Source organism: Phenylobacterium aquaticum (assembly GCF_022695515.1).
GTDB lineage: Bacteria > Pseudomonadota > Alphaproteobacteria > Caulobacterales > Caulobacteraceae > Phenylobacterium > Phenylobacterium aquaticum.
Genome location: NZ_JALDPT010000033.1, coordinates 28266 through 51660, shown reverse-complemented (window position 1 = coordinate 51660; position 23395 = coordinate 28266). Strand labels below are relative to the sequence as shown.

The 23395-nt window shown below is 67.6% G+C and carries 24 protein-coding genes; 14 read left to right on the top strand and 10 right to left on the bottom strand.

Annotated elements, in window-relative coordinates:
• The first annotated feature begins 10 nt into the window (after positions 1–10).
• Positions 11–1999, top strand: a complete 1989-nt coding sequence (locus MQH10_RS20445; RefSeq protein WP_242565829.1) for a methyl-accepting chemotaxis protein — start codon at positions 11–13, stop codon at positions 1997–1999.
• 289 nt (positions 2000–2288) lie between these two features.
• On the opposite strand, the gene MQH10_RS20440 is transcribed toward MQH10_RS20445, so the two are convergent.
• Both MQH10_RS20440 and MQH10_RS27155 read right to left on the bottom strand, forming a co-directional pair.
• Positions 2289–2696, bottom strand: a complete 408-nt coding sequence (locus MQH10_RS20440) for a type II toxin-antitoxin system HicB family antitoxin (RefSeq protein ID WP_242565828.1) — start codon at positions 2694–2696, stop codon at positions 2289–2291.
• A 66-nt stretch (positions 2697–2762) separates the two neighbouring features.
• A complete protein-coding gene (locus MQH10_RS27155) occupies positions 2763–2951 on the bottom strand; it encodes a type II toxin-antitoxin system HicA family toxin (protein ID WP_419720797.1) in 189 nt (62 codons plus the stop codon).
• A gap of 310 nt (positions 2952–3261) precedes the next feature.
• On the opposite strand from MQH10_RS27155, the gene MQH10_RS26555 reads away from it, so the two are divergent.
• Positions 3262–3756: an AbiEi antitoxin N-terminal domain-containing protein gene (locus MQH10_RS26555; protein WP_336605140.1), complete on the top strand. Its 495-nt coding sequence runs from the start codon at positions 3262–3264 to the stop codon at positions 3754–3756.
• Between the two features lie 418 nt (positions 3757–4174).
• Here the strand turns inward: MQH10_RS26555 and MQH10_RS20430 are convergent, their stop codons facing one another.
• Both MQH10_RS20430 and MQH10_RS20425 read right to left on the bottom strand, forming a co-directional pair.
• Complete coding sequence (locus MQH10_RS20430; RefSeq protein WP_242565826.1) at positions 4175–5386, bottom strand: type II toxin-antitoxin system HipA family toxin; 1212 nt, start codon at positions 5384–5386, stop codon at positions 4175–4177.
• A 38-nt stretch (positions 5387–5424) separates the two neighbouring features.
• On the bottom strand, positions 5425–5754 hold the full coding sequence (locus MQH10_RS20425) for a helix-turn-helix domain-containing protein (RefSeq protein WP_242565825.1): 330 nt from the start codon (positions 5752–5754) through the stop codon (positions 5425–5427).
• 727 nt (positions 5755–6481) lie between these two features.
• On the opposite strand from MQH10_RS20425, the gene MQH10_RS20420 reads away from it, so the two are divergent.
• Both MQH10_RS20420 and MQH10_RS20415 read left to right on the top strand, forming a co-directional pair.
• On the top strand, positions 6482–7660 hold the full coding sequence (locus tag MQH10_RS20420; protein ID WP_242565824.1) for an outer membrane beta-barrel protein: 1179 nt from the start codon (positions 6482–6484) through the stop codon (positions 7658–7660).
• Between the two features lie 691 nt (positions 7661–8351).
• Complete coding sequence (locus MQH10_RS20415) at positions 8352–8627, top strand: hypothetical protein (protein WP_242565823.1); 276 nt, start codon at positions 8352–8354, stop codon at positions 8625–8627.
• On the opposite strand, the gene MQH10_RS20410 is transcribed toward MQH10_RS20415, so the two are convergent.
• Positions 8617–8844 (bottom strand): hypothetical protein, encoded by a 228-nt coding sequence (locus MQH10_RS20410; RefSeq protein ID WP_242565822.1) that lies wholly within the window; start codon positions 8842–8844, stop codon positions 8617–8619. The two genes, MQH10_RS20415 and MQH10_RS20410, sit on opposite strands and share 11 nt — an antisense overlap.
• A gap of 170 nt (positions 8845–9014) precedes the next feature.
• On the opposite strand from MQH10_RS20410, the gene MQH10_RS20405 reads away from it, so the two are divergent.
• Complete coding sequence (locus MQH10_RS20405; protein ID WP_336605139.1) at positions 9015–10688, top strand: TonB-dependent receptor; 1674 nt, start codon at positions 9015–9017, stop codon at positions 10686–10688.
• Complete coding sequence (locus tag MQH10_RS26935; RefSeq protein WP_336605138.1) at positions 10658–11005, top strand: hypothetical protein; 348 nt, start codon at positions 10658–10660, stop codon at positions 11003–11005. The genes MQH10_RS20405 and MQH10_RS26935 overlap by 31 nt, the downstream gene beginning before the upstream one ends.
• A gap of 47 nt (positions 11006–11052) precedes the next feature.
• Here MQH10_RS26935 and MQH10_RS20400 read toward each other — a convergent pair whose 3' ends face one another.
• Both MQH10_RS20400 and MQH10_RS20395 read right to left on the bottom strand, forming a co-directional pair.
• The gene (locus MQH10_RS20400; RefSeq protein WP_242565821.1) at positions 11053–12267 is read right to left on the bottom strand and encodes an LLM class flavin-dependent oxidoreductase; all 1215 of its coding nucleotides are present in this window, start codon (positions 12265–12267) and stop codon (positions 11053–11055) included.
• Between the two features lie 72 nt (positions 12268–12339).
• Positions 12340–13377, bottom strand: coding sequence for a DNA topoisomerase IB (locus tag MQH10_RS20395; protein WP_242565820.1), 1038 nt, complete (start codon positions 13375–13377; stop codon positions 12340–12342).
• A gap of 140 nt (positions 13378–13517) precedes the next feature.
• On the opposite strand from MQH10_RS20395, the gene rlmJ reads away from it, so the two are divergent.
• The 3 genes from rlmJ (at position 13518) to MQH10_RS20380 (ending at position 15569) form a co-directional block, all read left to right on the top strand.
• Positions 13518–14342, top strand: a complete 825-nt coding sequence (gene rlmJ, locus MQH10_RS20390; RefSeq protein WP_242565819.1) for a 23S rRNA (adenine(2030)-N(6))-methyltransferase RlmJ — start codon at positions 13518–13520, stop codon at positions 14340–14342.
• A 76-nt stretch (positions 14343–14418) separates the two neighbouring features.
• Positions 14419–14946, top strand: coding sequence for a hypothetical protein (locus tag MQH10_RS20385; RefSeq protein WP_242565818.1), 528 nt, complete (start codon positions 14419–14421; stop codon positions 14944–14946).
• Positions 14947–15005: 59 nt separating this feature from the next.
• Positions 15006–15569: a sugar transferase gene (locus MQH10_RS20380; protein WP_473828315.1), complete on the top strand. Its 564-nt coding sequence runs from the start codon at positions 15006–15008 to the stop codon at positions 15567–15569.
• Positions 15570–15613: 44 nt separating this feature from the next.
• Here MQH10_RS20380 and MQH10_RS20375 read toward each other — a convergent pair whose 3' ends face one another.
• A complete protein-coding gene (locus tag MQH10_RS20375) occupies positions 15614–16420 on the bottom strand; it encodes a metallophosphoesterase family protein (RefSeq protein ID WP_242565817.1) in 807 nt (268 codons plus the stop codon).
• A gap of 331 nt (positions 16421–16751) precedes the next feature.
• Here MQH10_RS20375 and MQH10_RS20370 point away from each other — a divergent pair, with 331 nt between their 5' ends.
• The 4 genes from MQH10_RS20370 (at position 16752) to MQH10_RS20355 (ending at position 20884) form a co-directional block, all read left to right on the top strand.
• The gene (locus MQH10_RS20370) at positions 16752–18755 is read left to right on the top strand and encodes an AsmA family protein (protein ID WP_242565816.1); all 2004 of its coding nucleotides are present in this window, start codon (positions 16752–16754) and stop codon (positions 18753–18755) included.
• A 90-nt stretch (positions 18756–18845) separates the two neighbouring features.
• Positions 18846–19331, top strand: a complete 486-nt coding sequence (locus tag MQH10_RS20365; protein WP_242565815.1) for a c-type cytochrome — start codon at positions 18846–18848, stop codon at positions 19329–19331.
• Positions 19332–19350: 19 nt separating this feature from the next.
• Positions 19351–20031 carry a cytochrome b/b6 domain-containing protein gene (locus MQH10_RS20360; protein WP_242565814.1) on the top strand — a complete coding sequence of 227 codons (681 nt, stop codon included), beginning with the start codon at positions 19351–19353 and terminating at the stop codon, positions 20029–20031.
• Positions 20032–20104: 73 nt separating this feature from the next.
• Positions 20105–20884, top strand: coding sequence for a glycosyltransferase family 2 protein (locus MQH10_RS20355; protein ID WP_242565813.1), 780 nt, complete (start codon positions 20105–20107; stop codon positions 20882–20884).
• A 34-nt stretch (positions 20885–20918) separates the two neighbouring features.
• Here MQH10_RS20355 and MQH10_RS20350 read toward each other — a convergent pair whose 3' ends face one another.
• Positions 20919–21245, bottom strand: a complete 327-nt coding sequence (locus MQH10_RS20350; protein WP_242565812.1) for a hypothetical protein — start codon at positions 21243–21245, stop codon at positions 20919–20921.
• A gap of 82 nt (positions 21246–21327) precedes the next feature.
• Positions 21328–22065 (bottom strand): endonuclease III domain-containing protein, encoded by a 738-nt coding sequence (locus MQH10_RS20345; RefSeq protein WP_242565811.1) that lies wholly within the window; start codon positions 22063–22065, stop codon positions 21328–21330.
• An 81-nt stretch (positions 22066–22146) separates the two neighbouring features.
• Here MQH10_RS20345 and MQH10_RS20340 point away from each other — a divergent pair, with 81 nt between their 5' ends.
• Positions 22147–23292, top strand: coding sequence for an L-lactate dehydrogenase (locus tag MQH10_RS20340; RefSeq protein WP_242565810.1), 1146 nt, complete (start codon positions 22147–22149; stop codon positions 23290–23292).
• Positions 23293–23395: the final 103 nt, after the last annotated feature.

The following is a 23395-nucleotide window of genomic DNA, read 5'->3' as shown; positions in this document are numbered from 1 at the left end:
TGAGAGCCCCATGATCGATTCCGCAGGAAAATCCTCCGCGCGCATCCAGCGCATTGCGACTTTTGCCCTTGGGGGCGTGATCGCCCTCTCAATGGGCGGCGCAGCACTCAACGCCGTCTTGAATTTGGAGATGATCAAATCAAGAGATCTTGAGAACGCCAGAGATGTCGAAATTGGCGGCGCCATGGAGACCCTCCACACCGCAAGGTCAGACATTAAGCTTGAGATCGTGCAGGTACAGCAATACCTAAGCGACGTCTCGGCAACTCAGGGGCGGGACGGACTTGGCGATGGATTTGCAAAGGCTGAAGAGCAGGTTGTCGCGCTTAATGCCAGCATTCAGGCTGCCAAGGCCGCCCTTGAGATCGTAAAGGCGCCGGAGATCGCGACGCGGTTCGACGCCGTCCTCGCGGCATTCGGGCCCTATCATTCTCAAGGCGTAGAGATGGCCCGAGCCTATGTTTCGGGTGGCCCGACAGCTGGCAATCCCATGATGCCAGCGTTCGACGCTTCAGCCGAAGCGCTCGAGGCCGAAATGACCAAAACTGAAGAGGCGTTGAAGCACCTCGACCAGGTGATGGAGGCGGTCGATCACGCACATGAAGCCCAATTCACCGCGACTCAGAAACTTGCGACGACGATCAGTCTTGCCAGCGGCCTGCTTGGTGGGGCCTCCCTTGTCGGGCTGATGCTGCTTCTGCGTGGCAAGCTGTTTGCGCCACTAGCCGCCGCTATTGCAGCTCTTCGAGCGCTAGCCGCTGGCGACTCTGATCGCACATTGGCTGGTGTGGACCGTAAAGATGAGATGGGCGACCTTGCGAGAGCTTTCGAGCAATTCCGCAAGACCGCTATCGCCAAGAGCGCGGCTGAAGATGAGGCTGAGCGCGAACGGGCCGCGAGTGACGCAACACGGCGAGACGTGGAGCATGAGCGCCAGCGTGTTGCGGCAGAACAAGGTCAGGTCGTTGCAGCCTTGGGCCAGGCCCTGGCGGCGCTGTCCTCGGGCGATCTGCAACAGCGGCTGGCGGCGGCGTTTCCCGGCGACTACGACGCGCTGCGCCAGGACTTCAACGCCGCGGTCGAGCGGCTGGAACAAACCCTGAGCGAGGTTCTCGGCGCGATCAACGGGATCGGATCCGGCGCCGACGAGATCGCTCAGGCCTCCGATGACCTTTCCCGCCGCACAGAAATGCAGGCGGCCAGTCTGGAAGAAACCGCGGCGGCCCTGACAGAAATCACCAGCAAGGTCAGGCTCACGGCGACGGGCGCGGCAGATGCCCGCAAGGCGGTCGCCTCGACGCGCCTGCAGGCGGAAGCCTCTGGCCAGGTGGTCTCCAGCGCCATCATGGCGATGAGCGAGATCGCCGAGTCGTCCGGTCAGATCAGCCAGATCATCGGGGTGATCGATGAGATCGCCTTCCAGACCAATCTGCTCGCCCTGAACGCCGGGGTCGAGGCCGCCCGGGCCGGGGACGCCGGCAAGGGGTTTGCGGTCGTCGCCTCCGAAGTCCGTGGGCTCGCCCAGCGGTCGGCCGAGGCGGCCAAGGAGATTAAGTCGCTCATCTCCAAGTCGGGGGATCAGGTGAGCCAGGGCGTGTCGATGGTCGGACAGACGGGCGAGGCCTTGCAGACCATCATCGCCGGCGTGGCGTCCATCGATCAGCTGGTCGCAGAGATCGCGTCCAGCGCGCGCGACCAGTCCGCCGGACTTGAAGAGGTGAACACCGCGGTCAATCAGATGGATCAAAGCGTCCAGCAGAACGCGGCCATGGTCGAGCAGGCGACCGCGGCCTCCCATGCTTTGAAGGTCGACGCCGGGGGATTGCGTGAGTTAGTCAGCCAGTTCCGGATTTCATCCCAGGGCGGCGCGATGAGGCGCCCGGCCGCCAAAGGCGCGCAGGCCCATCCGATTGCGTCCCCGGCAAGGACTTTACGCCGGCAGGTCGCGGGCAGAATTGGCTTGAAGCCGGCCGAGAATGGAGACTGGACGGAGTTCTAGGCGTGCTCCGACGCACGGTGGGAATTCATTGAGCGGCAACCCTCGTCGTCCATATGGCCTCACCCCTGCCTCCATCCCTGCGGAGCAAGCTCCAAGCTGAGTTCTCAAACCTTCGACAGTTCCGGCACGACAGCGACCCTCACTATGCGACGTCAGAAGGCTTCATTGACGACAGCTCAGCAACGGCCATCAGCCTTCCACTTTTGCTGCCGATTTCGCGCCGCGACGGACACGAGGTGCGGTAGGAACCGGTGGCCTGGCCCCCGGATTTCTCCGGGGGGTAGGGGCTTCAAGCGTATTCGGACAGTCGGTCCTTCGCCAATTTCTCCACCATCGCCGAGCGGGTGATCCCAAGTCGGTGGGCAGTGGAATCGATCGCTGCCAGGACCCCACTATCGAGTGAGAGGTTGGCCTTCACGGGGCGTCCGACGTCCTCAACAACAAGGATGCGGGCGAGTGTAGATCCCTCTGCAAGCGCCTCCCTCACTTCAGGATCGGCAAGAAGAGCTCCAAGCTCGCGTTGAGTAGGAACGTCAAACCCGCCAGCTTGGCGAGCTTCGATCCACTCGCGCAAACTCTCCTGAGCGTTTCTCAATGCCTCATCGCCGGTCGCGCCCATAGCGACGCATCCGTCAAGGTCGGGGACTGAAACGCCCCAGGCGCCATCGGCGCCTTCGAGTAGGGCAACTACATACATTTCATAAGCCCTTTCCTAAGTTACCCGGGAAGATGCTTGGCCTTAAGAACCGAAGCCTCGGGGTGGTTAAAGCCACCCCGCCGCCTTTCCAATCGACCGAGCCACGCCCGGAGTAAGTTCCCGGTGTCTTGGCACTATCGTCACACCCTTGGCCGGATGACGGTATAGGTCGTGCTTTGATCCACCTTCATTGGTCCACCCCTCGGCTTTAAGCCGGTCTGTGATGGATTTTCGGTTCGTTTCCGGCGTTGGCATGTTCCCTCGCTGTTTCTGATGCGCATATAAATGCGCCTATTCGGCGAAGAAGTCAAGGTTTTGCGCATAAAAGTGCGCCTGGATGGTGTGGCGGTTCCTCCGTCGGGAGGTAGCTCCGTGTCTGCTCTTGGCGCAGGCGTGGTCCAGGACGTGTGATGGGGGGTAACCTATTTGGCTCCGAGGGGACCTTGTTGCAGCCAGGGTAAGGGGGCGCCAATTTTGCCCGCGGGGAATTATATGTAGGCTGCTCATATGTTTGCGTAGAAGCCCAAACGGGCGTTTGGTTTGGATTTCTGCGATTTTATTTAGTGTGGCTATACGTTCTGACAGTAAATTAAACCGACCATTTCGCGAACTCTCTGTGGGACTAGCGGTCGACGCGGCTTGGCTTGAGCGCAATGGCTACTCTGGCGCTCTGCGCAAACAATACGTCGCCGCAGGATGGCTGGAACAGCCAGCGCGACGGGTCTACCGCCGCCCAAAAGGCGCACTGACCTGGCAAGGTGTGGTCGTCTCGCTGCAGAACCTACTGGGTCTTCCCCTGAGGGTTGGGGGCATGACCGCGTTACAAGTCCAGGGACTGCCCCCCTATCTCAGCGCCAATATCCGTATCGTCCACCTCCACGGCCCCGTCAGCCTCCCGACTTGGCTTCCTGACCTGCCGCTACAGGTCGCATTCAAACATCGCAATGTTGCAGCCCTCTTCTCAGAGGCGGCGGCGGGGCAAGGGCTTGCCAGGCTGGCCTGGGATCTTGAGCGCGATCGGGGCAGCAGCATCAACTCAATCTACGGGCGCCATGCCTGAGCGCCATCGGGAATTCCTGCTGTCGTTCCAGCAGGGCGAGCCTCAATGGGAGAGGCTCCCTCTTCCTGGTGTCTCCGAACTCCCGGCTGTCCTGTGGCGTCAGATGAACCTCGCCAAAACGCTGAACCTTGATGAGCAAAACACACGCCTTCGGCAGGTGTTGTTTCCGTAAGGGTCGGCATGGCCGATTTTTGAAACCTGAGTTCCGACAGCCGTTAAATCAATGAGGTCAGTTTTTTCCGAGGTTTTTCAGCTGCGACCTATGCGAATTCGAACGGCGCTTTTATGCGGCAGAGACGCTCCGAACGGATTGGCGATTAACTAGGAGCGTTTTCATGAAGCGGACATAAGAGCGCCTCCACGCGGCCCTCAGCCGGGCGCAAAGCAGATGATCGCGCACGTCTGTGAGGCAGGGGGCTCAGGTCGCGAAGTGGACGGCGACGGCTAGATGGGCGCTCTTGATCTCGGCGCGCGAGGCCTGCGTCACGCCCGCGTCATCGGCGAACCGCGGCCAATCCGCCACGGCGGCGCGAACCTCGTCGATGATGATGGCGATCAAGCGGGGGGACAGGCTGTGGCGACGACCCAGGGCATGAACTTGTTCGCGGGTGGGATTTCGGCCTTCGCCCTCGACGTCGAGATAGTGCTCGCCGCCGGGGCCTGCCGAATAGGTGAGGTCATAGGCGGGTGCGAGCCGCCATTGGCCTTGCGCATCCATCAGGTAGCTGTGCTGCCGGGTATGGTCGTCCCGGTTGCTGGCCAGCACGTTGAAGACCATGCGCCGGAACGCGGCCTGCAGATCCTCGGCATGCCGGGTGATGGCGACGGTGGCGCGTAGGAAGAGGTCATAGCTTGCGGGTGTTCGCCAGGGCGCTTCGACGGCGCCGCTCAGCGAGACCATGTGCAGTCGCTGGCCGGGACACGGCCGGTCGAACCGGCGGGTCGCGAAATAGCCGGGGCCGGTTTTGGACGGGAGCAGCCGGTAGGGCGCCATGTCGAGGCCGGCGGTCAGGGCCATGGCGGCATAGGCGGCCTCGATCGGCCCGATGTCGGGCGGATCGCCGGGGGCGGCGAACTTGACGATCCAGGCCTCGTGGCCCGCGGCGATCTCGCCTTCCGAGATCGAAATCCGACCCTCGGCGTCGAAGCCGACGTGGACCTTGGGCCGCGCGCCGCCCGAGCCGCCGGCCAGCGCCGCCAAGGTGTCGGAAAGCTCGCCGTCGTGACCGGTCAGGATCGCGGTGGAGGCTGCAGCCAGGGCGTCGAGGTCGAGGCTGGCCACCTCGGGCGGCGGCGCGGTCGCCGGCCGATAGGTCAGGGCGCCGCGACCCTGGTCGCCGACCAGCGCGAGGCGGTCGAGCGGGCTCAAGGTCTCGATGCTGACGCCGAGCTTGCTCAGGCGTCGCCGCATGACGAGGAAGCCCCAGCCTTCCGGCAAGCTGTCGGCGAGAAAGCCGTGCAAGCCCTCGAAGTCGCGTCCGCGTGCAGGGTGCAGGCCGGGTTCTGGCGGGTAGAGCAGCGGCGATACCGGCACAGGCGAGGCTATGAGTTCCGGGGACCATTCCAGTTGCGCCAAGCCGCCGGCCATGGCCAGGCGGCCGACGGGCAGGGGGGGCTGGTCGTCGTCCAAGACCAGACTGGCGGCTAGCGGAGTTCCCGGCGCAAGTCTCATGGGCTCGGCGGCCTGGCCGAGCGTGAGCGGGGCGCCCGCACCCGCGGCGTCGGGACGCGCGCGACCTGCTGCGCCAGGAGGGCGTCGAGGCTGCTGGCCGCGGGCAGGGGAAATAGAGCGCCCAGCGCCGCCTCGCAGCGCAGGGCGACAGCGGCCTTCACCATGTCCTCCAGCGAAGCCTGTCCCTCGGTCTCCAGCCGCCGCCAGGTCCGGTAGGCGACGCCGGCGCGTTTGGCGGCTTCGAGCTGAGGCCAGCCTAAGGCGACGCGGCGCGCCTTGATGCGGCCGGCGAGCTCCTGCAGAATCTCGGACGGAGTTTGTAACATTGTCCATATATGGCCAATTGGTCGAGTGAATTCAAGATAATTGGCCAAATATGGCTGGTATATGAGGGGTGGATCACCCGCCCGGTAGCGCCGTGCCCAACCTGGCACCTCCCTGAGCCCTTATGAGCCCTTATGAGCTCAAACCCGTCGTTCCCTTCCACCCCGCCAAACCGAACCTGCGCCAAGTCGACGAAATGATGCGTAGAACGCATCGGCGGCGAATGAATTCCTCGAGCTCCAATAGCGCCGGTCTTACTTAGGGTGCGCCAAGGAACAACGCTGGTGCGCGCCCGCACAGCACTGAGGCCGCCGACGCGCCTCGCCAGCGTTGAGAACGGCTGCCTTAGGGAAGCATGGAGGCGCAAGTCTCAACCGGTTGATCCAGTCGCTCAGCGTTCTGGCTCCAGCGCTCTGACGCCGCGCCGGCGGTGACCCAGCTGGGGACAATGGTGAGTAATACCCTCGGGAGCCGGCTGGCGTTGGAGGCCACCAAGCCCTCGGCCAAAAGCCGCAAGGGGCTTATGGCCGTTCGCGCCAAGCCTCGCAGCGTCCCGCCGGTCCCATCGCCCTGGTTCAACTCTTCCCTCGGAGCGACAGGGCCTTGCCCCATCCTGGGCTCCGCACCCCGGACCGGGGAGTCCCATGCTTTATCAATGGTGAAGCTTAGCTCACTGCTGCGCCCCACGAGGCGCCGAAGCGCGCCCTGACACCTAGGGGGGATCCCACAATGCGCGCCCATCTGTTCGCCGCCGCCATCAGCGTCGCGGCTACGCTTCCGCTGGCGGCCCACGCGGCCGGCCAGGACTGGACCGTCGGCATCTCGGCCACGGCCTCCGCCCAGACCAATGACAACATCTTCGCCGTCCACACCAAGCAGACGAGCGACACCGTGCTGGGCTTCGCGCCGCGGATCGATCTCACCCACGAGGCGGGCGCAGGCAAGTTCGCCGCCTTCGTCGATGGCAATCTGACGCGCTACTCCTCCAATTCCGGCGAGGACTCAGACGACTACGGCCTCGGCGCCTCCTATCGCGGCAAGGCCAATGGCATGTCCTTCGACCTGGCCGCCAGCCATGCGCTCAACACCGAGAGCCGTCGCGACAAGAACGCCCGCCGGGACTCGACCGAACGCACCCACGACAATGTCGACAACTATTCGGCCGGGCTGGGCGCGGATGTCGCCGGCGGCACGCTGTCGGGCGGGGTGAGCTACACCAAGCTCGACTATCAGAACGTCCGCTCCGCGAAGACCGGGGCCGTGATCCTGCAGGACGATCGCGATCACAACGTCACCGGCGAGCGCCTGGCCTATAGCTGGGGTTCGGGGACGAGCTATTCGTTGAGCGCCGATTTCACCCAGGTGAACTATGACCTGACCGCGCCGGTCGCGAAGAATAACCGCGATTCCAAGGGCTACACCCTGAGCGCTGGCGTTTCGCAGACCTTCTCCAAGACGGTGACCGGCTCGGCCAATATCGGCTACACGACCCGCAGCTTCAAAGACGTCAAGTTCTCGGACGTCAGCGACGTGGCGCTGTCGGCCAATCTGAACTGGACGCCGGACAGCTCGACCCAGGTCGCCCTGAGCGCCTCGCGCTCTCTGCAGGAAACCGTTGTTCCCAATTCTCCCGTCTACATCTCGTCGACCGTCGGGGCGAACCTGTCGCGCCAGGTCACGGAAAAGGTCGGGGTCACGGCCTATGTCAATTATGAGTGGGACGACCATCAGGGCGTCGATCGTTCCGACACCGTGACCGGCTTGGGTCTGGCCACCTCCGTGGCGGTGGCGAAGCATGTCTCGCTGTCGCTGGCCTACGACTTCTCTCGCGAGGATTCGTCCGGCGCGCTGCAGTCGGCCGGCTACGACAACAGTGTGTTCTCCGCCAGCATCTCGGCGAAGTTCTGATACGAAAACGCTTCCCGGCCGGTGGGCCGGGAAGCGCTGTTCGTCGCCGGTAGGGCGATGGACTCTTAGCGTTGCGCCAGGCGCATCGTCTCCAGCTCGGCCACCTGCGGATCGCCAGCTGGGCGACGGCGGCCTTCACGGTGCCGGCCATGCAGCGCGAATAGGCGTCGAGCATCAGGCTCTCGGTCGCGGTCGCCTTGTGGCAGACATTGCGGGCCGCCGACACGATGTCGGAATGGATCTGGGCGGGCGACTTGCCGGCCAGGGAGACCCGGACTTCTTGCGCGTTGGCGCTCGAGGCCAGGGCGAGGGCGGCGAGGGCCGCGAAGGTCACAGTACGCATCATAACTTCTACTCCCGGAAAGGGGTTGGGGTTCAACCACCTCCCGGCGTTCCTCCGGCGGCGGTGCGCATCGCCGTGCGTCCGCTTCGCCTGTCCTCGTTCTGGGGCATGAACCCGACGGGCTCAAGGCTGATGTTGCGGTGCGGGAGGAATGCGCCGCAATGCAACATTCGCGGGCGTCGAGGCGCTGCGGCGCCCATCAAGTGATCAGCGTTAAGTTAGCGCCGCGGCAGGCGGTCGCAGGCGGCATGGCGATTGCGGAGCCCTCTGTGAGGACGGCCGAAATGAAACACTTGCCTTCGGCCGATCTTTACCTTTGATTAACCTTCGTAAACGCTCCGAGGGCTCATGTCGCTTCTGGTTCTTGCACTCACCACCGCCTTTTCCGCCCCGAGCGCGCCCGCGCAGACGGCTCCGGCGGAGGTGGTTCCGGCCAGCGCCTTCGTCCTCGATTGCCAGATCTCCGGCCAGAACCTGACCGATTGCCGGGTGATGGACGCCGATCCGGGCACCGACGCCCGCGCCGCCAAGGCCCTGCGCCTGGCCGCCGATATTCAGGTGCCTCAGGCCCTGGCCGCGTCCAATCCCGGGCGCATCAAGATCAAGCTGAACGTCAATCCTTGAAGCTCTGAGGCTCGCCCGGAAGGTTCCGGGCGGCGTCGACCAGGGCCGCGTGCGCCAGCCTGAGGGCGCGCGCCGCCACTTCGCTGGCCGGCAGCTCGTGCAGGCCGCGGGGCCGGGGCAGGCTGACCTGCACCGTGACGCCGTGATCGGTCAGGACGGAGACCGCCAGGCTGGTCGGGCCGACGGTGACCGATGGCGGGAGCGAAAGATCCTGCATGGTGTCCTCTCTTAGGCCGTTCCCCCTGGGCCGATGTGCGTCCGGGGTCGCGCCGCGTCCAGCCACGGTTTTATGACGGGCTGGGCGGGAACCCCCTTCGACGTGACGATCGCCGAAGCTGGCGGCGAATAGGGTCGCCTCGCGGCCCGTTTCGCGGCAAATCTGCGGTCATGCCGATCCAAGCTCCGCCGCCGCCAGAAATCGAAGCCGTCATCGTTCACCCGCCGCGGCTGCCGCCGCTGGGCGGGGAGGCGGTCTTCGCCGTCCAGCAACTGGACGCCGAGACCCTGAAGACAGCGCCGCGCCTGGACGCCGCCCTGAAGCGGGCGCCCGGGGTGTCCCTGTTCCGGCGCACCGGCAGCGACGCCGCCAATCCGACCATCCAGGGCCTGTCGCTGCGTGGGATCGCGCCCTCCGGCGCCGGCCGCGCCCTGGTGACCCTCGACGGCGCGCCAGTCAATGATCCCTTCGGGGGCTGGGTGATCTGGTCGGCCCTGCCGCCGGAAGGCCTGGCGAGCGCCACCATCGTCCGCGGCGCCGGGGCCGGTCCCTATGGCGCAGGCGCCCTGACGGGCGTCGTTGCGCTTGAGGAGCGCCCGACCCGCGAGGGCCTGCAGGCGCTCGATGTCGCCCTGGGACAAAGGGGGGAAGGCCGGGCCGCCGCAGCGTTCGGGACCGAAGGTCTGCTGATCACCGCGGCCGCAGAGACGAGCGACGGCTTCACCCCGGTGCGCGGCGCCGCCCGCGGCGCGGCCGATCAGCCGGCGGATCTGGAGAGCGTATCGGCCGCGGCGCGGCTGCAGGGGACCTTCGCCGGCGCCGAGGCGGCCCTGCGGCTTGGCGGGTTCCAGGAACGACGCGGCGCGGGCCTGGCCGGCGCGCGATCGACCGCCAGCGGCGGCTCGGCCACCCTGTCGCTCGCCAAGATCCTCGACGGCGGCGGCTGGCGGGCCCAGGCTTGGCTGCGCTCCAGCGACCTGGCCAATTCCTCCGTGGCGGTGGCGGCGGGGCGTGCGGCCACCACACCGGCCAGCCAGCAATATGCGACGCCCGCCGTCGGCTGGGGGCTCAACGCCGCCTGGCAGGGCCGGGGCGACCTGTGGTCCTGGGAGCTGGGCGCCGACGCCCGGTTCGCGCAGGGCAAGGCGCAGGAACGCTTCCGCTACCAGGGGGGCGTCTTCACCCGCGGCCGGGAGTCCGGCGGCCGAACCTCGGTGGCCGGGCTCTATGCCGAGGTGGTGCGCGACAGCGGCGACCTGTTGCTCACCGGCGGCGCGCGCGTCGATTCCTGGGGGCAGACCGACGCCATCCGGCGGGAGCGGGATCTTGCGACCGGGGCCCGCACCTTGAACTCAGCCGCCCCGGACCGATCCGGCGTGCTGCCCACCGCCCGCTTCGGCGCCCGCTGGCGGTTCAGCGACGCGGTTTGGCTGCGGGGCGCGGCCTATGCCGGGTTCCGGGCGCCGACCCTCAATGAACTTCACCGGCCGTTCCGGGTGGGCAATGACGTGACCGAGGCCAATCCCGGCCTCAAGCCCGAGACCCTCTATGGCGTCGAGACCGGGGTCGGCGGCGAGGCCGGCGTGCGCTGGACCGCGACCCTGTTCTTCAACCGGTTGGTCGATCCGATCACCAATGTCACCGTGGGGGTCGGACCGGGAACCTTCCCGGTGGCCGGCTTCGTCCCGGCGGGCGGCACGCTTCGCCAACGGCGCAACGCCGGCCAGATCGACGCCTGGGGGCTGGAGGCCGATGTCTCCCGTGACTTCGACCAGGTCTCCCTCCATGCGGCCGCTCGGCCACCCATGCGCGTGTGGACGGCGGAACGGCGGCGGCCCAGCTGACGGGCAAGCGCCCAGCCCAGACTCCTGAGCTGGCGGTGACTGCGGGCGGGGACTGGCGGGTTGGCGAGCGGCTGACTCTGTCGGCCGAGGCCCGATATGAGAGCGCCCGGTTCGAGGACGACCTGAACAGCCGCAGGCTGAAGCCGGGGGCGAGCCTCGATGCGCGGGCGGCCTGGCGGGTGGGCGAGGGGGCGGAGATCTATCTGGCCGCCGAGAACCTGACCAACGCCAGGATCGTCACGGGCCAGACGGGAGACGGCGTCGACAGCCTTGCCGCGCCCCAGACCTTCCGGCTGGGCTTCTCCCTGCGGCGCTAGGGGGCGGCCGCCCATCCCGTTGGGAGATGGGCGGCGGCGCCTGATCCTTAGTCCTTGGCCGGCGGGGCCTGGCCGGTGATCATCTGGACGAGTTCGGGGCGGATGTTCTCCGAGCCCTTCTCGACCATGTGCTGGACGATGCGGGCGCCGACGGCGGCCTGCATCTGGCCGGTGAACTCGGCCTTGTTGGTGCGCACCCAATCCATGGACGCGACCCGGTTCTCGTTCAGGCCCTGGAAGCGGGGCGCCACATAGCGGGCGAACAGCTCGTAGGACTTCTTGGTGGTCGCGAAGTCCGCCCAGTTATGGGCCATGAACAGGAAGGCGCCGAAGCCGCCGCTCTCGTCGAGCAGCTGCTGGATCCGGGCCGCGGCGTCGTCGGGCGTGCCGATGACGGCCATGCCGGAATCGATCATCCGGTCGATGGGATCGCCGTCGCCCACCGGGATCACCGGCAGGTTGGCGATTTCGCTGAAATAATAGGCCCACTTCTCAAGACCGAAGCGCACGTCGGCGCGGGCCTGTTCGCGGGTCTCGGCGATGTGCATGGGGCCGACAAGGCGCCAGCCGCTGCGGTCCATGGTCTTGCCGTACTGCGCGGCCTGTTCCTCGGCGATCGCCCAGTTGGAGGCCAGAGCATTGAAGCCGGCGGTCGAGGTGGCGCCCAGCGAGAGCAGGCTCGCCCCGTGCTTGCCCGCCGCCCGCGCGCCGGTCGGCGAGACCTGGCTGGCCACCGCGATCTCGACGCTCGGCCGCGAGAAGGGCGTCATCTGCAGGCGGGCGTTGGAGAGCTCGTACCACTCGGTCTTCTCGGTCACGACCTCGCCATTCAGCAGCTTGACCAGGGCGTCGAGCGCCTCGTCCATGCGGTCGCGCTGCTTGGCGGCAGGAATGCCCATCATGAAGGCGTCGGAGACCAGCGCGCCGGGGCCCACCCCGAACATCACCCGGCCGCGGGTCATGTGATCCAGCTGGTTGATACGGTCGGCCAGCATCAGCGGGTGGTGATAAGGCAGGGAGGAGACCCCGGTGCCCAGGCGGATGTGCTTGGTGCGCTCGGCCGCCGCGGCGATGAACAGCTCTGGGCTGGCGATCAGCTCATAGGCGCCGGAATGGTGCTCGCCGATCCAGGCCTCTTCATAGCCGAGCTTGTCCATCCACTCGACCAGCTCCATGTCGCGATGGAGCGCGAGGGTCGGGTTTTCGTCGATGGGATGGAAGGGCGCGATGAAGGCGCCAAACCGCAATTTCGTTCCGGGCACGCTGGCCTCCCCTGATCTTGTTGCGCTCAACTTAGCGCTGATCACCCCAGATTGGCTAGCCCTGCGTACCCATTATTCTAAAACTGACGGGGCGGAAACCCTTGCCCGTTCAAGGAATCTGAGCACTGAGAGCTCGAATGCGCGCGCAGTCCCTTTGGGACGCAACGGAAGGTCGCCCCGCACATAGGCCTCGAGCACCAGGGGGTGGATATAGGATCCGCGGCAGACGGCGGCCGTATTGCCGAGCAGGGCGGCGACGGCCTTGACGCAGGCGTTGACCTGCCGCCGCGCATCGGCCGGGTCGCGGGGCGAGGTCTGGCGGACCAGCCCCTCGGCGGCGGCCAGGGTGGCGGCCCAGGTCCGGAAGTCCTTGGCGGAGAACTCGCCGCCCGTCCGGTCGCGGATATAGCGGTTCACGTCCGAGGACTCGACCTGACGCCGCTCGCCGTCGGCGTCCAGGTACTGGAACAGCCTCTGGCCGGGCAGGTCCTGGCACGCCTTGATGATCCGGGCGAGGCGGCGGTCGCGAAAGCCGGTCCTGTGGGTCTTGCCGCTCTTGCCGCGGAATTCGAAGACCGCCTCCGCCCCACCGATCCGCGCGTGACGGTTGCGCAGGGTGGTCAGGCCGAAGGTGCGGTTCAGCCGGGCGTATTCCTCATTGCCGACCCGGATCATGGTCAGCTCCATCACCCGCACGACGGCGGCGAGCACCTTGTCGCGGGGCAGGCCGCGGCGCGCAAGGTCGGCCTCCACCGCACGCCTCAAGCGGGGCAGGGCGCGACCAAAGGCGAGCATGCGCTCGAACTTGGCGGCGTCGCGGCTGCGCCGAAATCCTTCGTGGTAGCGGTACTGCTTGCGACCGCGGCGATCTCGGCCGATCGCCTGGATATGGCCGCGCGGTGAGGGGCTGATCCAGACCTCGGTCCAGGCGGGGGGAATGGCCAGGGCCCGGATGCGCTCCAGCATCGCCGGGGCGACGACCGGCGCGCCCTGGGCATCGGCATAGGCGAAGCCCTCGCCCTGCTTCAGCCGGGTCAGGCCTGGGTCGTCGTCATTGACATAGATGAGGCCGGCGGCCCGCAGCTCATCGTCCCCAGCGTCCCAAGCCATATGCGTCAGCCTTTGGAAATCGGACGTTCCATGCCAGGAACATGCTTCGCCCGACGCTGAACGGACGGCTCCTGCGCGAAGTTCCTCGGGGCGCGGGCCGCCCTCGCGCCGAGCCCGACCGGCAGCAGGAAGACCCGCCCTTGAACTACCGACACGCCTTTCACGCCGGGAATTTCGCCGACCTCGTCAAGCATGCGGCGCTTCTCGACCTGCTGGCGCGGATGAGCGCCCTGGGCGGGCCGCTGACCGTCATCGACACCCATGCAGGCCGCGGGCTCTATGACCTGGGCGGCGAAGAGGCTCAGCGCTCGGGCGAGGCGGCGGCCGGGATCGGGCGGCTGGTGCAGGCCAAGGACCTTCCGACCGAATTCGCCCCCCTGCGCGCGGCGGTCGAGCGGCTGAACGGTGGAAAGGCCGCCAGGCGCTATCCGGGTTCGCCCTGGCTGATCGCCGAGGCTCTGCGTCCGGGCGACAGTTACCTCGCCTGTGAACTGCGCGACGAGGAGCATCGCGCCCTCCAGGCCGCGCTCAAGGGCAGGGCGGGCGTGCGCGCCCTCTGCGCCGACGGCTACGCGACGGCCGCCGAACAGGTTCCAGCCCGCGGGCAAACCCTGGTCCTGATCGATCCGCCCTTCGAGCGGGCGGACGACTATGACCGTATCGTTGAGACCCTCGCGGCGGTCGCCCGGCGCAATCGCGACGCCGTGGTGCTGGTCTGGCTGCCGCTCAAGGATCTGGAGACCTTCGATCGCTTCCTGTTGGAGGCCGAGGACGCCGGAGCCGGTCTCCTGGTGGTGGCCGAGACGCGGATGCGCCCCCTGACCGACCCGCTGAAGATGAACGGTTGCGCCCTTGTCCTGGCCCGGGCGCCCATCGGCGCCGCCGAGGCCCTGGCGGCGATCTGCGACTGGACGACCGCCACCTTGGGTGAAAACGGTCAGGCGAGGGTCTGGACGGCGGGGTAACGTCTTTTTGCAGTTGCGAAGGTCTGGCTTGTGCTATGTTGCATCGCACAAATTCCCCTGACCGGAGGCGTCTGAGATGACCAGTCCGTTTGCCAAGTCCCTCGAACCCGCCGACGCCGCCAAGGCCCTGCGGGTGCCGATCGGCGCAGCGTCCCCCCTGTGGCTGATGTTCGCCGGCGCGGCCTCGGCCGGCGTCGCCTATTGGTGGTTCAGCCGCTGGCGGACCGCCACCAATCTGGAGGCCGTCCTGGAGGCGCCCTCCGCGCCCGAGCCCGCGGCCCTGGCGGCCCCAGAACCTGTCGTGGAGAAGGCGGTGGAGCCCGTCGTCGAGGCCGCAGCGGAGCCGGTCGTCGAGACCGTGACCGAGGCGGTCGTGGACGCGGCGCCCGAAGCCCAGCCCGAGCCCGCAACCGAGGTGGCCGCCGTTGCCGAAGTGACGCCGGTCGTCCAGCCGATCGCCGCGCCCCTGGCTGTGGAGGCGCCCGTCGCGCCGGCGCCCAAGGCCAAGCCGAAGGCCGCCACCGCCAAGGCTGCGCCCGCGCCCCGCACGGCGGCCCCCGCCAAGTCTGGCCAGGCCAAGTCCTCGAAGCCCGCCAAGGCATAGCCTCCGACGCGCAGGTGCTTTAGGCCTCGTATGGTGGCGGCCTGCGCCGGGAGAGGTCTGTGCTGAAGCGTTGGGTGGACATTGTGGGCGCCGGGCTCGGGCTGGTGGTGCTGTCACCGGTGCTGCTGGGCCTGGCGCTCGCCGTCCGCCTGGAGTCGCCTGGACCGGCCCTGCATTGGTCGCAGCGGGTGGGGCGGGACAATGTGCTCTTCCGCATGCCCAAGTTCCGCAGCATGCGGGTCGGCGCGCCCAATGTGGCGACCCACCTCCTGTCCGACGCCGAGGCCTGGATTACGCCCCTGGGCCGGTTTCTGCGCCGCTCCAGCCTGGATGAGCTGCCGCAGCTCTGGAGCGTGCTGGTCGGCGACATGAGCCTGGTCGGCCCAAGGCCCGCCCTGTTCAATCAGGATGATCTGGTAAGTCTGCGGACCGAGGCCGGGGTTCACCGGTTGCGGCCGGGTCTGACGGGGTGGGCCCAGGTCAATGGTCGTGACGAGCTGCCGATCCCGGACAAGGTGCGGCTGGACGCCGACTATATGCGCAGGCAGTCCCTGCTCATGGATCTGGGCGTCATGCTGAAGACCGTGTCGATCGCCCTGAACGGCCGCGGGGTCAGCCACTAGGCGGCTGGGATCTGGAAGGCCGCGCGCAGACGGCGAGCGCGCGCCTAGGCGGCTTTGGTCGAGGCGGCGACCTGGCGAGCCGCGAAGCCGACCTTGCCTTGAAGGAAGCTCGCGCCCTTGTCGTCGAGCCGCACCGCCGTGAGAATCCCAGTCGCATAAACGCCCGTATCGACGCCAATGCGCGACTTGGTCATTTGAGGGGCCTCCATCGGCGTATGCCCATGCACGATGATCTTTTCGAACCGGCCCGGCGCAGACAGGAATTCCTGCCGGATCCACATCAGATCATGGGCCGACTGGTTGGCCAACGAGACGCCGGGACGAACGCCGGCGTGCACGAAGGCATAGCCGCCAACCTCCACCATCAGCTCCAGCTCGCCGTAGAAGTCCAAATGCTCGCGCGGCATCGCCTTGGCCAAGGCCTGGGACGCAGCCACCCAAGCTTCGGTATCCGTGCGGCCCACCGGCGGGGTCACGCCGTAGGACGCCAGGGTGGCGATGCCCCCATAGTCAGCCCAGGTGGCGCCGAATTCGGGCTCGTCCAGAAACTGGAGCAGAGCCTCCTCATGATTGCCCTTCAGCACCCGCACCTCGAACGCGGGATCCTGGCGCAAGGCGATGATCAGGCTCACCACGTCCTTTGAGGCCGGGCCGCGGTCAACGTAATCGCCGAGGAAGATCAACAGGGGACGGGACTTCGGCGCGGTGTCGCGAATGTCCTGCGCGATGACCTTCAAAAGCGCCTCAAGCGCGTCCAGTCGCCCATGCACATCGCCGATCGCATAGACGAGCCGCCCCTCGGTCGTGGGCACTGCCGACTTCGCCTTCGAGCGCTTAAACAGCGAGAACAAGGTCCACCTCAAGTGTGCAATGCAGCATAGCTGCGCGCATTCCAATCAACAATGGCGGAACATCCCTTATAGCTCGTTTTATAGGCGATCGGAATTTGGTGTCTGCGGAACGCCCTGACCCTGCTCTGCGTTGCATCACCTAGGTCGTCCCAATCCGAGAAGCGACGGGGCGCGTTGCAAGCGCTTGGCCAGCTGAGCAGGGCGACAAGGGCCTTGCAGCGGCTCTGACGGTCGACCCGCGCCATCCCGCCCATCCGCGTCATCCCCCGGAGTCCGCCGCTTGCCGTCAGACCCTCAAACGCCCCGTGTCCCCGCGAGACTGGGCGCCGCCTTGCGCCAAACCGCGAGCGGGGTCGCCCAGGGATGGCGAGGACTGTCTGGACCCGAACGCGCCCTGGCCTGGACGGCCGGCGGGCTCGCCTGTCTCATCGCCCTCGTGGTCCTTGTTCTGTCCTTGCTCGACTGGAACATGGCGCGGGGCCCGATCGGCCGCATGGCGTCGGCGCGCCTTCACCGCCCGGTGACCCTGGAGGGGCCGCTCAAGGTCCGCCTCTGGTCGCTCAAGCCCTCGGCGACCATCGACCAACTCAGGGTGGGCGATCCGGCCTGGGCCGGGCCCGGCGCCATGGCGACGATCCGGCGCCTTACCGTCCAGATCAAGCTGCTGCCGCTGCTGCGGGGCCAGGTCGTGCTGCTCAAGCTCGAGGCCGATCGACCGGATGTCCGCCTGCTGCGCGACGCCAAGGGGCGCGCGACGTGGGACCTTACGGACGGCGCCCGACCCGCAACCCCGTTCCACATGCCGCCGGTAGCCCACTTCCAGATCACCGAAGGGCGGCTGTCGATCACCGATGCGGTTCGCAAGCTGGCCTTCAGCGGCGCCGTTTCGGCCAACGAGCGGCTAGACGACGCCAACCGGGGCTTTCAGCTGACGGGCGACGGGCGGCTGAACAACAATCCCTTCCAACTCAGGATCACCGGCGGGCCGCTGTTGAACGTGCGGGCAGACCGACCCTATCCCTTCCATGCGGATGTGCGCGCCGGGCCGACCCGCCTCGCCGCCGACGGCGAGGTCGCCAAGCCATTCGATTTCGCGCGGTTCAGCATGGCGCTGAAGGCTCGCGGCGCCGATCTGTCCGATCTCTATGACCTGACGGGCGTCGCCCTGCCCAATACGCCGCCCTACGCCCTGAGCGGGCGCCTGGAACGCCAGGGCAAGCTGATCTCCATCACCGGCTTGAACGGAAGGGTGGGGGACAGCGATCTGGCCGGCGCCCTGTCCGTGCAGGTCGGCGGCGCCCGCCCCATGCTGAAAGCCGACCTGTCCTCGCGCAGCCTCGATTTCGACGATCTGGCGACCCTGTTCGGCGGCGCGCCGGCGCGCGGCCGCGGCGAGACGGTGTCGGCCGCCCAGCAGGCGATCGGGCGCAAGATGGCGGCCGAACGCCGTCTGCTGCCGGACACAACCCTGAATGTCGGCAAGATCCGCTCCATCGACGCCGATGTCAGCTTCCGCGCGGCCTCGATCCACGCCCCCAAGCTGCCGCTGCAAAGCGGGGCGGTTCGTGTCCGGCTGGATCGCGGACGGCTGACCGCCGACCCCCTGACCCTGCAGATGACCCAGGGCAAGGTCTCCGGCAGCGCCACCCTGGATGCGCGTGGCGCGACGCCGATCACCACGGTCGACCTGCGGCTCACCGGCGCCCGGCTCGAGCAATTGATCCCCATTCCCGGCGGCGGCCAGCCCCTGACCGGCGCCCTGGTCAGCCGGATCCGCCTGCGCGGGGCAGGGGACTCCGTCCACCGGGCGGCCGCGCACGCCGACGGCGAGGTCGTGGTGGTCAGTCCGGGCGGCGAGATCCGGGAATCCTTCGCCGAGTTGCTGGGTGTGGACGTGACCAAGGGGCTCGGCCTTCTGTGGTCCAAGGACAAGGGCGTAGTGCCGGTCCGCTGCGCCGTGGCCGACTTCAAGGCGGTGAACGGCCGGCTGACGGCCAATGCGATCGTGTTCGACACCGGGCCGGTGCTGGCCACGGGCAAGGGCTGGATCGACCTGGACCGCGAGCGAATGAGTTTCCGCGTCGAGGGCCGGCCGAAGGAATTCCGCCTGGTCCGGGCGCTCATCCCGATCACGGTCGAAGGCCCGATCCTGGGGCCGAAGGTGAAGCTCGACACCGGCCACGCCGTGGCCCAGGGCGGCGTCGGCCTGCTGCTGGCCTCGGTCGTCTCGCCCCTGGCGGCCATTCTGCCCTTCGTCGATCCGGGCCTCGCCAAGGACGCGGCCTGCGGCGCCTTGATCAGCGACGCCCGCGGACAAGGCGCGCCGCGCCGATAGGTGTTTCTCGCATCGGCGATGATTGACGCCCGGGCGAGGCCCGCGCCAATGTCGCCGCGCGACCTCGCCAGATTCCCATGGAGCCCGATCATGACCCTATCCGCCCGCAAGCGTCCCATCGGCCTCGTGGTCGGGGTGGTCCTGGCTGTCGCGGCCAGCAGCGGCGCGGCCCTGGCCGCCGTGGACGCGGGCAAGGTCATCGCCAGCCGCATCGACGGCTTCAAGAAGATGGGCTCGGCCTTCAAGGGCATGAATGACGGCCTGAAATCCGACGCGCCGGACGCCAAGGCCCTGGCCGACCAGGCAAGGACCGTGAACCAGGTCGCCCATCAGGTCGGCAAGTGGTTCCCGGCCGGCTCCGGTCCGGAAAGCGGCCAGAAGACCCGGGCCAAGGCCGAGATCTGGTCCGACAGCGCCGGCTTCGCCACCGCGGTGAAGAACCTGGAAATCGAGTCCGCCAAGCTCGAGACCGTCGCCAAGGGCGGCGACATCGAGGCCCTGAAGGCCCAGGTCAAGGCGACGGGTGGCGCCTGCGGCGGCTGCCACACCAAGTACCGCGCGCCTGAACAACACTGATCCGGCAGAGACCCCGGCCATGAGCGCGACCGATCAGCCGGCGCCTACCCGCCTCTGGGACGGGCCGACCCGGCTCGTTCACTGGTCGATGGCGATCCTGATCGTCGTCTCCTGGCTGACCGCCGGCAAGCAGATGGATGTCCACCGGCTGTCCGGCTACGCGGTCATCGGACTTCTGGTGTTCCGGCTCTGGTGGGGCGTGGCCGGCGGGTCGACCGCGCGGTTCGCGAGCTTCATCAAGGGGCCTGGGGCCACGCTCGCCTATGCGAAGACCTTGGGCTCGCGGGAGGCCGGCGAGACGCCCGGCCATAATCCGCTGGGCGCCTGGAGCGTCGTGGCCATGCTGCTGGTGCTCATCGTTCAGGTCAGCCTGGGCCTGTTCGCCGTGGACATCGACGGCATCGAGTCCGGGCCCCTGTCCGACAAGGTCGATTTCGACACCGGCCGCGCCTTCGCCGAGGGACATGAACTGAGCTTCCGGGTGTTGCAGGGCCTGATCGGCCTGCATCTCGTGGCGATCGCCTATTATCGGTTCTGGAAGCGCGAGAACCTGGTGGCGGCCATGGTCACCGGCCGGCGGGTGTTCGCCCACGCGGTGACGCCGCTCAAGACGGCGCCGGTCTGGCGTCTGGCGCTGGGCGTGATCGTCGCGGCGGCCTTCGCCTATGCGGTGGCCAAGGGATTCCGCATCAAGTTCTAGGGGCCGCCCGCCGCAGCGGGAACCGTGGCCGGGGCATGGGTGTTGGCGACCTGTACCAACTCCATGGCCGCCCATGCCCACCATTTCCTGCGTGATCTGCGCCTATAACGAAGCCGACCGGCTCGGCGATCTCCTGCGGGTCGTCGCCGTCCATCCCGCCCTGGACCAGGTGATCGTGGTGGACGACGGCTCGACCGACGCCACGGCCCAGATCCTGGCCCGGTTCCCGTCCGTCGAGGCCGTGTCTCTGCCCCAGAACCGCGGCAAGACCTTCGCCATGGGGATCGGCGCGGCCCGCAGCTTCGGTGACCATGTGTTGTTTCTGGACGCCGACCTGGCGGGATTGTCGGCGGGCGACATCCACCGGCTGGTGGCGCCGGTGCTCTCCGGCGCCTGTGCGGTCACTCTGGGCATGCGGGGCAACAGCCTGGGGCTCTATCGCGCCCTGGGCCTCGACTTCATCACCGGCGAGCGCGTCGTGCCGGGCTGGCTGGCGCGCGGCCAGCCGGAGATCTGGGAGCGCCTGCCGCGCTGGGGCGCCGAGGTGTTCCTGAACAGCCTGGTGGTGTCGGCCGAATTGCCGGTGGCGGTGGTCGACTGTCCGAACGTGCGCAATGTCCGCAAGGCCGAAAAGGTCGGGGCGCTCGCGGGGCTGTGGGCCGAACTGAAGATGATCCGCGACATCGCCGAGGTTCTGACCCCGGCCGGCTTGGTGATGCAGGTCGCGCGCCTGCGGACCCTGTCGCGGGGGCGCCGCCCCGGATGGGACCTGGCCTGGCCGTCATGGAATTTCGGCGGCGACCGCCCAGGTCGCCCCGTGCCGCTCCTGGCCGGAAACCGGCGCAGGTCCTAGGTCGATTGGGGTGTTCGGCCCTTGAGGCCGGGCGTCAGCCCGCCGCGCCGCGCAGGCAGTTGAGCCAGGCGTCCTCGCGGGCCTTTTCCGCATCGCGCAGGGCGGCTTCGGCGTCGCGCACGGCGGCGTCATGCTTGCGCCATTCCAGCACGGCGCCTTCACGGGCGGCGCGGGCGGCCTCCAGGGTCTCAAAGCGGGCGAGGATGGCGCGCACCGAATAGTTCACGGGCGGGCCGACGGTCTCGCGGTCGGGATAGACGCCGGTGATGGAGTCCGCAGATTCCTTCTCGATCAGGAAAACGTCAGCCCAGCCAGCGTGGTGGCGCATCAGGGCCCAGGGGCGTGCAATCCCGTCGGTCATAGAAAGCTCCTCGAATCCGCATCAGCGGCAGCGACGCGAACCTAGCGCGGGACGCGTCAGGCTCCAACGGTCGCCGCGCGATTCAGCGCGCCGATCTGACCGGGGCGAAGGGGGTGACGCTGCGTTCCTGGTCCGCCGCGACGCCCACGCGGGGGCAGGCGTCGCGCAGGGCGCACAGGTCGCAGGCCGGATCGAAGTGGGTGCAGATCGACTGGCCGTGCGGCTTCATCAGCCAGTGCAGCTCGAACAGGTCCTCATGGGTCCAGTCGTCGGGAACCATGGCGCTCAGGCTGACATAGGCGTCGCGGGCGTCGCCATGGCGGGCGGTCAGGCCCAGACGGCGCGCCACCCGATGGGTGTGGGTGTCGACCACCAGGGCCCGTCCCGCCAGGGTGGAGAAGTTCAGCACCGCCGCCGCCACCTTGACGCCCACGCCCGGCAGGCGGGTCAGCCAGGCCATGGCTTCGTCCGCCGGCATCTCGGCCAGGAAGTCGAGGTTCATCTCGCCGGCCTGGATCAGGATCACCCGCACCAGCGTGGGAAGCTGGCGCGCCTTCTGCTCGGAGAAAGTGACCGGATCGATCATCGGCTCAATCTGCCAGGGCTCGGCGCAGGCCAGGGCCTTCCAGTCCGGATAGGCCGCCCGCAGCCTCACGAACGCCGCCCAGGTCACCTCGTCATAGGTGCGCACCGAGAGCATGGCCTTGATCAGTTCCGACACCGGATCCAGGCGCTGCCCCGGTTTCTGGGGGCCGAACACCTCGCGCAGGCGCTCGCGCAGCGGAGGCAGGTCAGAGGGGAAGGCCAATCGAGTCTGCATGCGGCTACGCTAGAACAAAGATAGAACATTTGTAAATCCCCCCGGCCTGCCTTACCCAGGGCGAAGCAGGGGAGGGATGTCATGCCGCCGGTGTCGGTTTCGGACTATCGAGAGCTGGCGCGTCGGCGACTGCCGCCCATGTTCTTCGAGTACATCGATGGCGGCTCCTATGCCGAGGTGACGCTCAAGCGGAACGTCGAGGACCTCGAGGCCATCGCCCTGCGCCAGCGGGTCATGCGCGACATGACCACCATCAACACCTCCGTTCAGGCGGTGGGCCAGACGCTCGCCATGCCGCTCGGCCTGTCGCCGGTGGGCATGGCCGGCATGTACGGCCGCCGCGGTGAGACCCAGGCGGCGCGGGCCGCAGCCCAGGCGGGGGTCCCGTTCTGCTTGTCGACCGTCGGCGTCTGCTCGGTGGAGGAGGTGGCGGCGACCGGAACCGCGCCCTGGTTCCAGCTCTATATGCTGAAGGACCGCGGTTATATGCGGTCCCTGCTCGAGCGGGCGAAGGCGGCCGGCTGTCCGGTCCTGGTCTTCACGGTGGACCTGCCCCTGCCGGGATCACGTTATCGCGATGTCCGCTCGGGCTTCACCGGCGCGACCGGCCTGTCGGGCCTGCTGAACACCGGCTGGCAAGGGGCGACCCACCTGGAGTGGTTCTGGGACGTCTATGTGAACGGCAAGCCGCATACGCTCGGCAATGTGCAGGACGCGGTTGAAGGCGGGCGGCGGGTCAATGACTTCCTGAGCTGGATCGCCCGCAACTTCGATCGGTCGGTCACCTGGGCCGATCTCGATTTCGTCCGCGAGATCTGGGACGGGCCGATCATCATCAAGGGCGTGCTCGATCCGGACGACGCCCGCGACGCTGTCAAGGCCGGGGCCCAAGGGCTGATCGTCTCGAACCACGGCGGCCGCCAGCTCGACGGGGTGAAGTCCTCGATCGCGGCCCTGCCCAGGATCGCCGATGCGGTGGGCGACGATCTGGAAGTGTTCCTGGACGGCGGGGTGCGTTCGGGCCTGGACGTGTTGAAAGCCCTGGCGCTCGGCGCGCGCGCCTGCTTCGTCGGTCGGCCTTGGGCCTACGCCCTGGGCGCCGGGGGCGAGAAAATGATCTCCAAGATGCTGGGCACACTTAAGAGTGAGCTGGTCACGGCCATGATCCTGACCGGCTGCGACGACGTGCGGCGGGCCGACAAATCCCTTCTGGACGTCGGGTCTTAGAAAAACTTTTCAATTCCGCAGTTTCGAACCCATCGACAAGGGTCGATCTTGCCGCTAATGGCGCGCTCCGACGGGCTTATGACGGCCGGGTTTTCGGCCGCCT